The organism is Caballeronia sp. GAFFF1, from assembly GCF_023630705.1.
Classification (GTDB): Bacteria; Pseudomonadota; Gammaproteobacteria; order Burkholderiales; family Burkholderiaceae; genus Caballeronia.
Genome location: NZ_JALQEM010000041.1, coordinates 216,192 through 230,683 on the forward strand (window position 1 = coordinate 216,192; position 14,492 = coordinate 230,683).

At 62.3% G+C, this 14,492-nt stretch carries 14 protein-coding genes; 8 read left to right on the forward strand and 6 right to left on the reverse strand.

The features are described from left to right. The first annotated feature begins 94 nt into the window (after window positions 1-94). Entirely contained in the window at window positions 95-1,282 is a 1,188-nt protein-coding gene (locus tag NCR37_RS26310) for an EAL and HDOD domain-containing protein (protein ID WP_250475740.1), read from the forward strand. Between the two features lie 272 nt (window positions 1,283-1,554). Here the strand turns inward: NCR37_RS26310 and NCR37_RS26315 are convergent, their stop codons facing one another. The 5 genes from NCR37_RS26315 to NCR37_RS26335 form a co-directional block, all read right to left on the reverse strand. Continuing rightward, on the reverse strand, window positions 1,555-1,830 hold the full coding sequence (locus tag NCR37_RS26315) for a hypothetical protein (protein ID WP_502800598.1): 276 nt from the start codon (window positions 1,828-1,830) through the stop codon (window positions 1,555-1,557). Window positions 1,831-2,028: 198 nt separating this feature from the next. After that, window positions 2,029-3,186, reverse strand: a complete 1,158-nt coding sequence (gene argE, locus NCR37_RS26320; RefSeq protein ID WP_250475741.1) for an acetylornithine deacetylase — start codon at window positions 3,184-3,186, stop codon at window positions 2,029-2,031. Beyond that, complete coding sequence (locus NCR37_RS26325) at window positions 3,179-3,856, reverse strand: DUF1028 domain-containing protein (RefSeq protein WP_250475742.1); 678 nt, start codon at window positions 3,854-3,856, stop codon at window positions 3,179-3,181. The genes argE and NCR37_RS26325 overlap by 8 nt, the downstream gene beginning before the upstream one ends. A gap of 10 nt (window positions 3,857-3,866) precedes the next feature. Next, the gene (locus NCR37_RS26330; RefSeq protein WP_175943322.1) at window positions 3,867-4,301 is read right to left on the reverse strand and encodes a RidA family protein; all 435 of its coding nucleotides are present in this window, start codon (window positions 4,299-4,301) and stop codon (window positions 3,867-3,869) included. A gap of 18 nt (window positions 4,302-4,319) precedes the next feature. Then, complete coding sequence (locus NCR37_RS26335; RefSeq protein ID WP_250475743.1) at window positions 4,320-5,627, reverse strand: flavin-containing monooxygenase; 1,308 nt, start codon at window positions 5,625-5,627, stop codon at window positions 4,320-4,322. A gap of 177 nt (window positions 5,628-5,804) precedes the next feature. On the opposite strand from NCR37_RS26335, the gene NCR37_RS26340 reads away from it, so the two are divergent. The 7 genes from NCR37_RS26340 (at window position 5,805) to NCR37_RS26370 (ending at window position 13,517) form a co-directional block, all read left to right on the forward strand. Next, window positions 5,805-6,731 carry a LysR family transcriptional regulator gene (locus NCR37_RS26340; protein WP_250475744.1) on the forward strand — a complete coding sequence of 309 codons (927 nt, stop codon included), beginning with the start codon at window positions 5,805-5,807 and terminating at the stop codon, window positions 6,729-6,731. Between the two features lie 141 nt (window positions 6,732-6,872). Then, window positions 6,873-8,003: an SRPBCC family protein gene (locus NCR37_RS26345; RefSeq protein WP_250475745.1), complete on the forward strand. Its 1,131-nt coding sequence runs from the start codon at window positions 6,873-6,875 to the stop codon at window positions 8,001-8,003. A 21-nt stretch (window positions 8,004-8,024) separates the two neighbouring features. Beyond that, on the forward strand, window positions 8,025-9,206 hold the full coding sequence (locus tag NCR37_RS26350) for an ABC transporter ATP-binding protein (protein WP_250475746.1): 1,182 nt from the start codon (window positions 8,025-8,027) through the stop codon (window positions 9,204-9,206). A gap of 1 nt (window position 9,207) precedes the next feature. Next, window positions 9,208-10,254 (forward strand): ABC transporter substrate-binding protein, encoded by a 1,047-nt coding sequence (locus NCR37_RS26355; protein WP_250475747.1) that lies wholly within the window; start codon window positions 9,208-9,210, stop codon window positions 10,252-10,254. A 27-nt stretch (window positions 10,255-10,281) separates the two neighbouring features. Continuing rightward, the gene (locus NCR37_RS26360; protein ID WP_250475748.1) at window positions 10,282-11,535 is read left to right on the forward strand and encodes an ABC transporter permease; all 1,254 of its coding nucleotides are present in this window, start codon (window positions 10,282-10,284) and stop codon (window positions 11,533-11,535) included. 24 nt (window positions 11,536-11,559) lie between these two features. Next, the gene (locus tag NCR37_RS26365; RefSeq protein ID WP_250475749.1) at window positions 11,560-12,387 is read left to right on the forward strand and encodes an ABC transporter permease; all 828 of its coding nucleotides are present in this window, start codon (window positions 11,560-11,562) and stop codon (window positions 12,385-12,387) included. A gap of 80 nt (window positions 12,388-12,467) precedes the next feature. Continuing rightward, complete coding sequence (locus tag NCR37_RS26370; RefSeq protein WP_250475750.1) at window positions 12,468-13,517, forward strand: SDR family oxidoreductase; 1,050 nt, start codon at window positions 12,468-12,470, stop codon at window positions 13,515-13,517. A 12-nt stretch (window positions 13,518-13,529) separates the two neighbouring features. On the opposite strand, the gene gcvA is transcribed toward NCR37_RS26370, so the two are convergent. Next, window positions 13,530-14,444: a transcriptional regulator GcvA gene (gcvA, locus tag NCR37_RS26375; protein ID WP_250475751.1), complete on the reverse strand. Its 915-nt coding sequence runs from the start codon at window positions 14,442-14,444 to the stop codon at window positions 13,530-13,532. Window positions 14,445-14,492 lie beyond the last annotated feature (48 nt).

Here is a 14,492-nt window from a genome sequence, read left to right on the forward strand (position 1 = left end):
TCAAGTTCTCCCGCAGCTCACCGTTAACGCGTTCGACTGCGGCGATTGCCCAGGCCACGAACAGCGACAATTCCAACAATAAGGAGACTCAGTCATGAGCCGCAGTGCGCAGACGGGCGATACCAGCCTTGCAATGACATGCGTCGCGCGGCAACCCATCGTCGACCGGGCGGGCCGCCTGGCGGCCTATGAACTCCTGTTCAGGGATGGCGATAGCGGCGTGGCGAATATCAGCGATGGCTTTAGATGCACGGCCGAGGTCGTGGAGCGGACCGTTGGCGCGCTAGGGCTTACCACCGTGCTGGATGGTCTCGACGGCTATCTCAACTGCACGGCCGACTTTCTGCATTCCGCGCTGCCGCAAATGCTTCCGAGCCAGCACTTCGTCCTCGAAGTGCTCGAGACATGCGAACTGGACGACGCGTTGAAGAAGCGTTGCATCGCGCTGCGCCGTGCCGGGTTCCGCGTTGCGATCGACGACGTGGTGGCGATCACCCCGCAGATCGAAGCGTTTCTGCCTGCCGTGGATATCGTGAAGCTGGAGTGGCCCGCCATCGACGCCGCTGCAGCGAAAGCGATGGTCCGCGATCTGAAGCGCGCGGGCAAGATAGTCGTGGCAGAGAAAGTGGATGATCATCAGCAGTTGCAGGCCGCCCTGGACGCGGGTTGCGATCTGGTTCAGGGTTTCTATTTCAGCCGGCCGCAGCTTCTGCGGGCCCGCCGGATCGTCCCCGATGTCTCACAGCTACTCGCAGTGCTGAACCTTCTGATCAACGATGCACCGGATCAGCGCATCGTCAATGCGCTGTCGGGCATGCCCGTGCTCGTCGCGCAACTGATGCGGCTCGCGAACTGCTCGGCGAGCGCCAATCTCAAGCAAGCCGCGATCACGTCTTTGCATCATGCGCTGGCTGTCACCGGCACGACGCGACTATTCGAATGGTGCAGCCTGTTGCTCTACAACCATCCGGATTCCGGCGACCTCGGTCGCGACCCGGTGATCGCACTTGCCAGTCAGCGCGCGTCTTTCATGATGCAGGCCGCTTTGCGACAACGCCCTTCGGACACCGCATTCGCTCAGACCGCTTCGCTGACGGGCATGCTTTCTCTGCTGCACGTGATCTATGGCCGCGAGCAAGCCCAGTTCGCGCAGGAACTACCGCTTGCGCAGACCATTAGAGATGCGCTGGCCGATCGCTGCGGTGAACTGGGACACTTGCTCGGCGCCGCAGAATTATTCGAAAGCCGGCCGCAGAGAAACAGCGCATTGATAGACGTCTGAGATCATGCAGAAGCGGTCGCGCGACAGCGCTCGCGTGTGAGTTCGCGCGATGACACGCGCCGCTTTGCATGCGGCGCGATCAACGCCTCGCGAAGTCGTGTGCTCGATTCGACGCACTTCGGCGAAGCGATGAAAGAGTCTTCATGCGTGGCCCGTGCATGAAAACGCGCTATCGCTTGAAGCCGATAGCGCCGCGGAGCAAGAACGCTTACGGCCTACGCAGCAAGCCCCCTGCGTCGACCAATAGACGGCTGACGAACCGCGCTCGATCCTTACTGCGGAGACCTCGCGGCTTGCGCGTTGGATTGATCCTGCGCCGCGGCCTGCGCCTGCGTCCGGGAAGCCGCGTCCTCCTTGGCCTTCTTGTTAGCCATGTGTCGACCGACAAGACAACCGCCGGCCGCGCCCAGCGCCGCATGGCCCTTTCCTACGAAATGTCCGCCGACACCACCCACTGCTGCGCCCTTCAGGCATCCTGCGGCTTGCGCCTGGCCCACGGTTGCCGCCGCAAGAACGGTGGCGACCAACATCGATGCTTTCATTTTCATATCGTCTTTTTCGTACCCGGTAGTGAGAGATCGAGCGTATGCGACGCGAGGCTTTGCGTTGCATAGCGTTCAACGCTCGATGCATGTTCCTGAGTGACTCGCCGCTACCGCCATCAAAGAGGCGTGGCTTGAGCAAGCGACGCAACGTGCCGAAGCAAGACACGGACCTGCATACAGCCTTGATCCACCGAGCCGCTTCTAATTCGAAAGGTAATCGGCAAGGCGCAGCAGCAGGGCATCGCAGTCGCGCAACTGCTCAACCGTGACGAACTCATCGGGCTTATGCCCCTGATCCATGCTGCCGGGGCCGCAAACGACGGTCGGAATACCGGCCTGCTCGAAAAGGCCGCCTTCAGTGCCGAACGCGACCGTGCCGAATTCCGTCGATCCGGCGATCAGCGCAAGAAGCCGCGCGGCTTCGCTGTCAGGCGGCGTGGCGAGGCCCGGATAAGCCGACAACGGCTGCAAACTGATACCGGTATCGGGTTTCACGGCGCGCATCTTCGGCAGCAGCGTGGACTCGGCATAGCTTTGCAGGCGTTGCGCGACCTCGTTGGCATCGAAGCCGGGCAACGCGCGCACTTCGAAGTCGAAATCGCATTCGGCCGGCACGATGTTGAGCGCGCGGCCGCCCTTGATGACGCCGGTCTGCACTGTCGAGTAAGGCGGATCGAACCGTTCGTCGCGATGCTCGGGCTGCGCGAGTTCTTCACCGATCTCGTCGAGATGATTGATCAGGCGCGCCGCGTACTGAATGGCGTTGACGCCGTACGGCGCGTACGCGGAATGACACGGCGCGCCCTTCACGCAGCAGCGCATGGCGAGCTTGCCCTTGTGTCCGAGTACCGGCTTGAGTTCCGTCGGCTCGCCGATGAGACACAGCACCGGCTTGTGTTCCCGATGAGCGAGTTGCGCGAGCATCGGACGCACGCCCAGGCATCCGATCTCTTCGTCATATGAAAATGCCAGATGCACGGGCATCTTCAGATCGCGTTCAATAAACGTCGGCACCGCTGCGAGCACCGACGCGAGATAGCCCTTCATGTCCGCCGTGCCGCGTCCATAGAGACGCCCTTCTTTCTCGACGAGTGCGAACGGATCGACGGTCCAGGCTTGACCATCGACGGGCACGACATCGGTATGTCCCGACAACGCAATGCCGCCGCGATCGCGCGGGCCGATCGTGGCAAAGAGACTCGCCTTGGTGCGCTCGTCGTTATGAAAGAGCTCGCACTCGACGCCATGTTGCGCAAGATAATCGCGAACGAACTCGATCAGCGCGAGATTCGAATCGCGGCTGACGGTCGCGAAGCCGATCAGCTTTTTGAGCAGCGCACGGCTTCGCATCTCATTCATCGCCCGGCACTCCATAACTCGGCGCAGCGGTCGGATTCAGTGCGCGCGTCACGTAATCGTTCATCTGCGGCGCGTAGGCGGTCCACAAGTCCCGGAGCTTGCCGATGGGGTCGTCGTCGGCCCAGTCCACGCGCAGATCGATGAGCGGCCAGCTCAGATCGCTCACGATTTTCAGCGCGGCCGAATGCACAGGCCCCGCCTCGCCGCCTGCAGCCATGGCCGCTTGCATGGCCGCCAGCAAGCGATCCGCGAGCAGCCCGTCGGCTTGCGTGAATGCGGGCGGCATCGCGTCAATGACATGCGTGCCCGCCAGCATGTTGCCCGCCGCGACGCATTGATCGCCCGCCACTGCGTGATGCGTGCCGAGCGCTTCCTTGCCGCTGAAAAGCGCAGTGCGCCCTTGCGCGTCGATGACCGTGACCTGCCGGTACTCGCGCCATTCGTTCGCATGGAGCGCCTGTTGCAGGGCCTCCGCTGGCGCGAGCCGCTTGTCCGCCAGAAGCTCAAGAATTTGCGGACCGAGCGCGGGCAGCGTGACGTTTTGCGTCGCGACGGCGCCGACGCCCGCGCGCAGCCACGGACAACGCGCGCCGACTGCGATGCTCGACGAACTGATCGCAATGCCGAGCTGTCCCGTCTTGTCACACCGACCGACGATAGAGAAAGTCATTAGGTTTCCTTTACGCTTCGGGTGTCCATCCATCGGGGATCACGGCGATCACGTCGATCTCCATAAGCCATTGCGGCTGCCCCAACGCAACCACGGTCAGCCCCGTCGAAATGGGAAAGACGCCCTTGAGCCACTTGCCGACTTCCCTGTACACCGGCTCGCGATAACGCACGTCGGTCAGGTACGTCGTCGTCTTCACGATGTGCGAAAGGTCGCTGCCCGCTTCTTCGAGCAACTGCTTCACGTTCTTCATCGCCTGTTCGGCCTGCGCGCGTGCATCGCCGAGACCGACGAGATTGCCTTCGAAATCCGTGCCCACTTGCCCGCGAACATAAACAGTATTGCCCGCGCGCACGGCCTGGCAAAGATCGTTGTCGAGTGTCTGATTCGGATACGTATCCTTCGTGTTGAACATGCGGATACGGGTATGCGTCGGTTGACTCATCGGTTCACCTGATTCGGTTCAGTGGGCTTGCGTGCTTTCTTCGCTGCGAGGCTCGCGCGCGTGGCTATGCGGCGAGTCGTAATACGCCTGATATTTGCGTTGCGTGAGGATGTGATCCGCGACGTGTTTCGCGTCGTGCCACACGCCCCAGATGAACGCCGAGCCGCGTCGCGAGAGCCACGGCAAGCCGAGAAAATAGACACCCGGTTCTTTCGATACCCCGCGCTGGTGCTTCGGCTTGCCGTTCTCGTCGAAGGCATCGACCTGCAGCCAGCTGAAATCGGTCGCATAGCCCGTCGCCCAGATGATCGAGCTTACGCCTGCTTGCGCCAGATTGAGTTCGAGCAGCGGATTGGTGACGCAGTCCGGATCGGGCGGGATCATGCGCGCTTCCGGTTCAGCGGGAAGATCGAGGCCATTGCGGGCGGCGTACATGTCGGCGGCATCGAGCAGCGAGAGATAGTTTTGATCGCCGCGTGCGATGTTCTCTGCGAGATCGTCGTTGAAGCGAGCCACGCCGCTCTCGAACGCTTTCGTCAGACCGACGAGCGTGATGCCCTGATGCGCAAGCCGGCGAAAGTCGACGGTTTGCCCGCCGCGCGCGCCGCTTACCGCAATCGTCACATGTTCGCGGCCCGGCTTCATGACTTCGGCGTCCCACTCGCCGAGCACGCCGAGCCACCAGCAGAAGTCGCGGCCGCGATAAGCGCGCGGCGGACGATCGTGCGCGCCCACCGACAGATAGACGCGGCGCCCCGCACGCTGCAATTCATCGGCGATCTGCACGCCCGACGATCCCGCGCCCACGACCAGCACGCCGCCTGCGGGCAATTGCTGCGGATTGCGGTAGTCGGCGGAATGAATCTGCGTGAGCGAAGCGTCCTGCGGGGCGATCGGCGGAATCACGGGCTTCTGAAACGGCCCGGTCGCGACGACCACGCGCTTTGCTTCGATCACGCCATTAGACGTCTCGACGGTAAAGCCCGGACGCCCCGTGTTGCGCACGACCTTCTTCACTTCGACGCCGGTGCGAATGGGCGCATCGAATTTTTCCGCATAGGCGACGAAATAGTCCGCGATTTCCTCTTTCGGCGCAAAGTCGTCGGGTGCCGTCTGCGCAAACTCGAGATTGGGAAAGCGATCATGCCACGCAGGCCCGTTTGCCACGAGCGAGTCCCATCGGCCCGTGCGCCAGCGCTCCGCGATGCGCGCGCGTTCCAGCACGAGATGCGGCACGCCGTGCCGGCTCAGATGTTCGCTCATCGCGACGCCGGCCTGGCCTGCGCCGACCACGAGCGTGTCGATCGAAGTAGTTTCCGCTGTCATGGCTGTGTCCTTCCGAGAGGCTCGTATGGCCGTTCCGATGCCGACTGAATCTACGCGTCGCGACGGGATCAATAAAATATTTTCAAAAAATGCATAGCATGGGATTTACCTATGCAGCCATTTTTGTCCACTGCACACTTCAATGCAGTTCGGCTCGAAACAGGTCAGATCGTCGCAATGGAAAGTCATCCGTTACGGTATTCGCTGCGGCAGTTGCGCTACTTCGTGGTGGCGGCGGAGGCCCTGTCCTTCACTGCTGCGGCCAGAAAGCTGCATATCTCGCAGCCTTCCATTTCCACCGCGCTGGCGGACCTCGAAGTGTCCTTCGGGGTTCAGCTTTTCATCCGGCATCACGCTAGCGGTTTGTCGCTGACGCAGGCCGGACGCGATCTGCTCGGGCAAGCCCGCAATCTGCTGAAGATCGCGGAAGAACTGCAGATGGCCGCCAAGGAACTCGATGGCGGCATGACGGGTTCCATCGCGCTCGGCTGCCTCGTTTCGCTCGCGCCGCCGCTGATGCCGGGCCTCATCAGCCGCTTCACGGCCGATCACGCGGGCATCGCATTTCGCACGGTCGAAGGTCACCAGGACGCCCTGCTGCGCGGACTGCACGACGGCTCGATCGATCTTGCGCTCACCTATAGCCTCGATCTCACCGAAGACATTGCCTTCACGCCGCTCTTGTCGTTGCCGCCTTATGCAATCCTGCCGCGCACGCATCGCCTTGCGCGCGCCCGGAAGATCTCGCTGGCCGATCTGCTGCCCGAGCCTTATGTCATGCTGGACCTGCCGCATAGCCGGGAATATTTCGCCGCGCTCTTCGATGCAGTCGGCAACCGGCCGGTGCCGGCGTTTCGCTCGTCGCAGCCGGAAGTGGTGCGAGGGATGGTGGCGAACGGCCTCGGCTATAGCCTCCTCAACTTCCCGCTCAAATCGAACCGTACCGTGGACGGCGAGGAGTTCGTCATTAAGCGTTTCAAAGACAACGTGAACGCGACAATGCTCGGCGTCGCGCAATCTCGCACCATGAAGCCGCGCCAGGTGGTGCACCGCTTCACGGCGTTCTGCGAGAACTACATACGGCGACTGCGTATCGACACTTGATGCCTGTTGTATAGGAAAAAGCTTTGCGCTGTATCCGAAAACAATATTTTGACTGGCATATTGGCTTGATAGATTGAGTCCATGCCGAGTGCCTGATAAAAGAAGAGGCGCTCCCGCTCACTGCACGAGGAGGTAATCGTCATGGCCCACCTGAACGAGCTGATGAACGCATTGCGCGATGGATGCGACCGCCCGTTCAGCGACGCCCATGCGATGCCGCCCGGCGTCTATACGTCGGCCGACTTTCTCGCGCTCGAAGAAGAGCGCATCTTCTCGCGCGAGTGGCAGTGCGTCGGGCGCGCGAGCGCATTGAAAGCGCCGGGCGACTACCTCACCGCGCGCATCGCCGCGCAGCCGGTAGTTGTCTTGCGCGACGAGCAGATGAAGCTCAAGGCGATGTCCAACGTGTGCCTGCATCGCATGTCGATATTGCTCGAAGGACGCGGCAATGTGCGACGCATCGTGTGTCCTTATCACGCGTGGAACTATTCGCTCGATGGCGCGTTGAAAGGCGCGCCGCTGATGGACCGACAGGAAGGCTTCTGCAAGGAAAGCTATAAGCTGCCCGCCGTGCGATGCGAAGAATGGCAAGGCTGGATCTATGTGACGCTCGATGCGAACGCGCCACCCGTCGGCAAGCAACTCGCCGAGCTGGACACGTTGATCCAGTCGTACGGCATGACCGACTACATCGAAACGTTCTATGAAGAGCACGTGTGGGACACCAACTGGAAGATTCTCGCTGAGAACTTCATGGAGAGCTATCACTTGCCGATGCTGCATCGCGCGACGGTAGGTCCGCACTCGCGGCTCGAAGAGATGGAATGTCCGCCGGGTCATGCGGCGTTCAATTATCACTGGATTACGAAAGAAGCTTCGTTGCCCATTGGTAATGCGCACCCGGACAACACGCGCTTGTCGGGGCACTGGCGCAAGACCACCGCGCTGCTCGCCATTTATCCGACGCATCTCGTGACGTTGACTCCCGGCTACTTCTGGTATCTCGTGCTGCAACCGGAGGGCGTCGGCCGCGTGCATATCCGCTTCGGCGGCGGACTCGCGCCGGAATTCATCGCCGATCCCGAAGCCAACGCGCACATGGCAACGCTCAAGAAATTGCTCGACGAAGTGAACGCCGAAGACAAGCGCGGCGTGCAAGCCGTGTTTCGCGGCGTGCATGCGCCGTTGGCGAAGCCGGGACATCTGAGCCATCTCGAACGGCCCAACCATGACTTCGCGCGATATCTCGCGGGCAAGCTGAAAACGCAGTAAGAACGACAGGACGCGATCACGATGTCGAACCCTTCCTTCATCTCATTCTCGGGCGTGAGCAAATCGTACGACGGCGCGAATTACGTTGTCGACGGCTTGAACCTCGACGTACGCAAGGGGGAATTCGTGTCGCTGCTCGGGCCGTCCGGTTCGGGCAAGACCACCACGCTGATGATGCTCGCCGGTTTCGAGTCGCCCACGCAGGGCGAGATCCGGCTCGATGGCAAGCGCCTCGACGACAAGCCGCCGCATCGGCGCGATATCGGCATGGTGTTTCAGAATTACGCGCTCTTTCCGCATCTGACGATTGCCGAGAACGTCGCGTTCCCGCTCTCGGTGCGGCGCGTGAGCCGTGCGGAGCAGAAGACACGCGTGAAGCGCGCGCTCGAGATGGTGGAATTGCCGCATCTGGCCAACAGGCGGCCGGCACAGCTTTCGGGCGGGCAACAGCAGCGCGTTGCGCTGGCGCGCGCGCTCGTATTCGAGCCGAGCGTCGTGCTGATGGACGAACCGCTCGGCGCGCTCGACAAGCGCCTTCGCGAGACCATGCAGTACGAAATCATGCGGCTGCATCGCGAGTTATCGCTGACCATCGTCTATGTGACGCACGATCAGGCCGAGGCGCTGACCATGTCCGACCGCGTCGCCGTGTTCTCAGACGGACGCATTCAGCAAGTGGCCACGCCGAGCGAGCTCTATGAGAACGCGCAGAACGCGTTCGTCGCGAACTTCGTCGGCGAGAACAATGGCCTGACGGGACGCGTCACGACTTGCGACGGCTCATGGGCGACATTCGCGCTTTCCGACGGCAGCATCATTCGCGGCCGATGCGAGTCCGGCCTGCGCGTCGGCGACGAAGCCATGCTCGCGCTGCGCCCTGAGCGCGCGCATATTCCGAGCGCGGAAGGCATGCATCTCGACCAGCACGACAATGTCGTTCGCGCCCGCGTGAACGAACTCGTGTATTGCGGCGATCATCATCGCGTGCATCTGACGCTCGGCTCGCACGACGCGATCGTCGTCAAGCTGCCGAATACTCAGCGTCACGCCTTGCCGTCATCCGGGGACATGATCGATGTCGCATGGCGTCACGACGACTGCAAGATTCTCGCGATGAGCGCCCCGCCTCGCGCGAGCGCGACCACTTCCCCCACCTCGCCAACCCCTTCCCTCATCACGACCGCACCCGCAGGAGCCAACTGACATGCGCACTCAATTCAAAGCACAATGCGCCGCACTCGCCCTACTCGCCTTCGGCACCATGACATCGCAGGCGGCGGAAACGCTGCATGTGGTCACGTTCGGCGGCGCTTTCGAAGCCGCGGCCAAGAAGGCGTGGATGGACCCGTTCACGCAGGCAACCGGCACGCAGTTCTCGCTCGAATCGTATGACGGCGGCCTCGCCAAACTCTCCGCGATGGAGCAGGCCAAGAACACGACATGGGACCTGATCGACCTCGAAACCAACGATGCGATCACCGGATGCGACGAAGGGCTGCTCCAGAAGTTCGACAAGAAGTCACTCGGCAATACCAGCGACTTCATTCCCGGATCGCTCAGCGATTGCGCGGTCGCGAGCATGGTCTGGTCGACGGTCTATGCGTATGACACGAGCAAGCTGAAGAGCGCGCCTTCCACCGTCAACGACTTCTTCGACACGCAGAAATTTCCCGGCAAGCGCGGCCTGCGCAAGTCGCCCAAGGTGACGCTGGAGTGGGCGCTGATAGCCGATGGCGTCGATGCCAAGGATGTGTACAAGGTGCTCGGCACGCCCGCGGGCGTCGATCGCGCGTTCAAGAAGCTCGACACCATCAAAAAGGACATCGTGTGGTGGGAGTCGGGCGCTCAGGCGCCGCAGCTGCTCGCCGACGGCGCCGTCGTGATGGTGCAAGCCTATAACGGCCGCATCGACGATGCCGTGAGGAAGGATCACAAGCCGTTCAAGTCCGTGTGGGACGCGCAGGTCTACGACTTCGAATGGTGGGCCATTCCGACCGGCGCGAAGAACGCCGACATGGCCGCGAAGTTCATCGTGTCCCAGGCGCAGCCGAAGGCATCGGCGGATCTCTCGAAGTACATCGCCTATGCGCCGCCGCGCAAGGAAGCCGTCGCGCTTGTCGACAAGCAGCGTCTCGCCGACATGCCGACCGCGCCCGCGAACTTCAAGCGCGCCGTGCAGATCAACGCGAACTTCTGGGCCGACAACGCCGACGCCATCAACAAGCGCTTTCAGGTCTGGCTGACGCAATAAGCGGCCAAGGCATACGAGAGGACGAACATGCCCGCATCGATTCACGCGACGACCGCCGGCTCGCACGCAAGCGCCGAAGGCCGCGCGTCGTACAACAAGGCGCAACGACGCGCCTCGGTGCGGGCGCTTCTGCTCGCGTTGCCGCTGATCGTATTTCTGTTGTCTACCTTCATCGCGCCCATTGCGCTGTTGCTCGCGCGCAGCGCGCAGAACCACGAAGTGCCGGACGGCATGCCTGCGCTCGCGCGCGCATTGAACGCATGGGACGGTCAGCGCGTACCAGATGAACATACCTTCGCCCTCCTCGCATCCGGATTAAAGGAAGCCCAGGAAAGCGGCCAGCTCGGCACCATCGCGCGGCGTCTCAACTTCGCGCAGCCCGAGTTTCGCAGCTTGTTGATGCGCACCGCCCGCAAGCTCCATGACGACACGTCGAAAGCATGGAAGCCCGCGTTGATCGATATCGACGAGCGCTGGGATTCACCGGAAGTCTGGCGTTTGCTCAAGCGTGCCGCGCAATCGCCGACGCCCGACTATCTGCTCGCCGCCGTCGATGCGCAGGTCACGCCGCAAGGAACAATCGCGTCGATGCCGGCGAATGCGTCCGTCTATCGCGAAGCCTTCGCCCGCACGGTATCCATCAGCGCGACGGTCACCCTGCTGTGCCTCGTGCTCGGCTATCCGGTTGCCTGGCTGCTCGCGAATGTGCCCGCGAAAACCAGCAACCGGCTGATGCTCTTCGTGATCGTGCCGTTCTGGACTTCTCTGCTCGTGCGCACCACCGCGTGGTACGTGCTGCTTCAACCGGGCGGCGTCATCAACAGCGTGCTGTCCGGACTTGGACTCGCGACGCATCCGGTCCCGCTCATCTTCAATCGCACGGGCGTGCTGATCGGCATGACGCATGTCCTCTTGCCCTACATGATCCTCGCGATCTACTCGGTGATGAAGAGCGTGTCGCCCGTTTATATGCGCGCCGCCAAGTCGCTCGGCGCGCATCCGTTCACGGCGTTCGTTCGCGTGTATGTGCCGCAGACATTGCCCGGCGTCGGCGCGGGATGCTTTCTCGTCTTCGTGCTCGCGCTCGGTTACTACATTACCCCCGCGCTGCTCGGCGGCGCCGGCGACGAGATGATCAGCCAGCTCATCGCTATTCAAACGAACACGCAACTGAATTGGGGTCTCGCGGGCGCGCTGTCGGCCTACCTCGTGATATTCACGGCGGTGTTCTATTTCCTGTTCAACCGCATCGTCGGCATCGACCGGCTGCGCTTCGGTTGATTCGACCCATCCGGAGGAAATCTCATGCAAGACAAACGCAACACGGTGCTGACGGAACGCATCGCTGCGGGCTGGGTGCGCCTGCACACCGCGCTTGTCCTGTTCTTTCTGATCGCGCCGATCCTCGCCATCATCCCGTTGTCGTTTAATTCGGGATCCTACTTTTCCTATCCGATGGAGGGCTTCTCGTTCCGCTGGTACGAAAAGGCGCTGACGAGCGGCGACTGGCAGCGCGCGCTGTTGAACAGCATCGGCATCGGCGCGGCGTCGACTTTCATCGCCACATGTCTCGGCACGCTCGCGGCGCTCGGCTTGTCGCGCTCGCAGTTCCCGCTGCGCTCGGTCATCATGCCCATCCTGATCTCGCCGATGATCGTGCCTATCGTGGTGGTCGCGGCAGGCTTCTATCTGATCTTCGCGCCGCTGGGGCTCGTGAATTCGTATCCCGGCGTCGTGCTCGCGCATGCCGCGCTCGGCACGCCGTTCGTCGTCATCACGGTGACGGCGTCGTTGCTGTCCTTCGATCAAAGCCTGTTGCGGGCCGCATCGGGCCTCGGCGCCCCGCCCTGGATCGCGTTTCGTCGCGTCACGTTGCCGCTCATCACGCCAGCCGTCGCGACAGGAAGCGTGTTCGCGTTCGCGACGTCGTTCGACGAGGTCATCGTGATCCTCTTTATCGGCGGGCCGGATCAGAAGACAGTCCCGCGTCAGATGTGGAGCGGGATTCGCGACGCCATCGATCCCTCTATCCTCGCCGTCGCGACGATGCTGATCGTCTTCGCCGTGTTGCTTTTCGCAAGCATCAACCGCTTGAGGGCGCGGGCGTTGGCGGCGAATCAGGCGCTGACTTAATTCTGCGTTGAAGTGAGGAGCCGGCCCTTGGTGCGGCGATTGCTGTGCAAACGCCAAGCACTTCACATTCAGGGCCAGGCATGAAACGCTATAAAGCACTTGTGGCGGGCGGCGTCGGCGTGATCGGACGTCAACTCGTCGATCATCTCGCGTCGCTGCCGGATTGGGACGTCATCGGTCTGTCAAGACGCACGCCCGATCGAGCGCAACCGGGCGAGCACATTGCCGTCGATCTGCTCGATCCCGAGGACGTGCGCGCGAAGCTCGGCGGGCTCGGCGACGTCACGCACATTTTTCACGCCGCCTATCAGGAAAAGCCCACGCCGCAAGCGCTCATCGACGTGAACCTCGGCATGTTGCGCAATCTGGTGAGCGTCGTAGCCGCCAGTTCGCCGGCGCTCCAGCGCGTCGTGTTATACGAGGGCGCGAAGTATTACGGCGCGCACCTCGGCCGCTTCAAGACGCCCGCGCGCGAAGACGATCCACGACACATGCCGCCGAACTTTTACTACGACATGGAAGACTGGCTCGTCGAGGAAGCGGCGGGCAAGGCCTGGGATGCGGTCGTGCTTCGCCCGGACGTGGTGTGCGGCTTCGCGCTCGGCAATCCGATGAATCTGTCCATGGTCATCGCCGTGTATGCCGCGATCAGCAAGGAGCTCGGACTGCCGCTGCGCTTTCCCGGCACCGCGACGTGCTACGGCAAGCTCGCGCAAGTCACCGATGCCGCGCAGCTCGCACGCGGGTCCGTGTGGGCGGCGACCGACGCGCCCGGCGGCGAGAGCTATAACCTCACGAACGGCGACGTATTCCGCTGGGACCAGCTATGGCCCGCCATTGCCGATCATCTCGACATGCCGCTCGCCGAACCGCAGACCATCAGCCTGCGCGACTACATGGCCGACAAGGGGCCACTGTGGGAGCGCATGGTGAAGAAATACGATCTCGTCGATATTCCCTACGAGCATGTTGCCGCATGGGGCTTCGGCGACTTCATCTTTCGCTGCGACTGGGACGTGATCTCCAGCACGACCAAGATCCGGCAGGCTGGCTTTCATGATGTCGTCGATAGCACCGACATGTTCCTGCGTCTCTTCGATGAGTTCCGCGAGCGCAAGGCGATTCCTTGAGCGCAATCGGCCTTACCGCGACCCGATCTCCTCCAGCAGCCATTCCCTGAAGGCGATGACCGGCGCGCTCTTCGCGCTCTCTTTCCGGTGCACGAGGTAGTACGCCAGTTCGCAGCCCTGCACGATATCGAACGGTCTCGCGAGACGGCCTTCCGCAAGGTCGCGCTCCACCAACGTCGTGCGGCCGAGCGCGACGCCATTGCCCGATATCGCGGTCTGAATGGCCATCGCGGAATCGTTCAACTGGAGTCCACGATCGGTGTCCGCCGCATTGCGAATGCCTGCATGCAGGAGCCACGAACGCCATGTCGGAAAGACCACGGAGCCGCGCATCGAGGTGTCGTGGATCAACTGGTGATGCTTCAGATCGAGCGGCGTCTTCAACGCGCGTCGCCCCTTGAGTAGCTTCGGGCTGCACACAGGGAAGAATTCGTCGCGCAGGAGGAATGTCGAGACGAGGTTCGGCCAGGTGCCGCCGCCGTATCGGATTCCTACGTCGATACGCTCGGCGGCGAAGTCGACGAGGTGTCCGCTCGTGTCGATGCGGAGGTCGTAATAAGGATGCTTGCGTTGAAAGCGCTCGACGCGCCACAGCAGCCATTTATCGGCGAAGGCGGGAGGCACCGTGACGGTGAATCTGATGCGCGACCTGCTGGCTTTCAGTCGTTCGACGGCGCTCGACAGCAGATCGAATCCGCCTTGCAGATCGGCGAGCGCGTTACGCGCGGCGTCGGTGAGCGTCAATCGCGACGCGCCGGACGTCGAGCGATGGAACAGCTCCACGTCCAGATAGTCTTCCAGCCCGCGAACCAGTTGGCCGACCGCGGCTGGCGTGACGTTGAGTTCCGATGCCGCCGCCGTGTAGCTGAGATGACGCGCCACGGCCTCGAAAGCGCGCAGTGCATTGAGATTGGTGGGAGCTCGCATGAAAATCGTGAGTCGTGTCGAAGAAGCGACTGTACCTTGCGTAGCGCT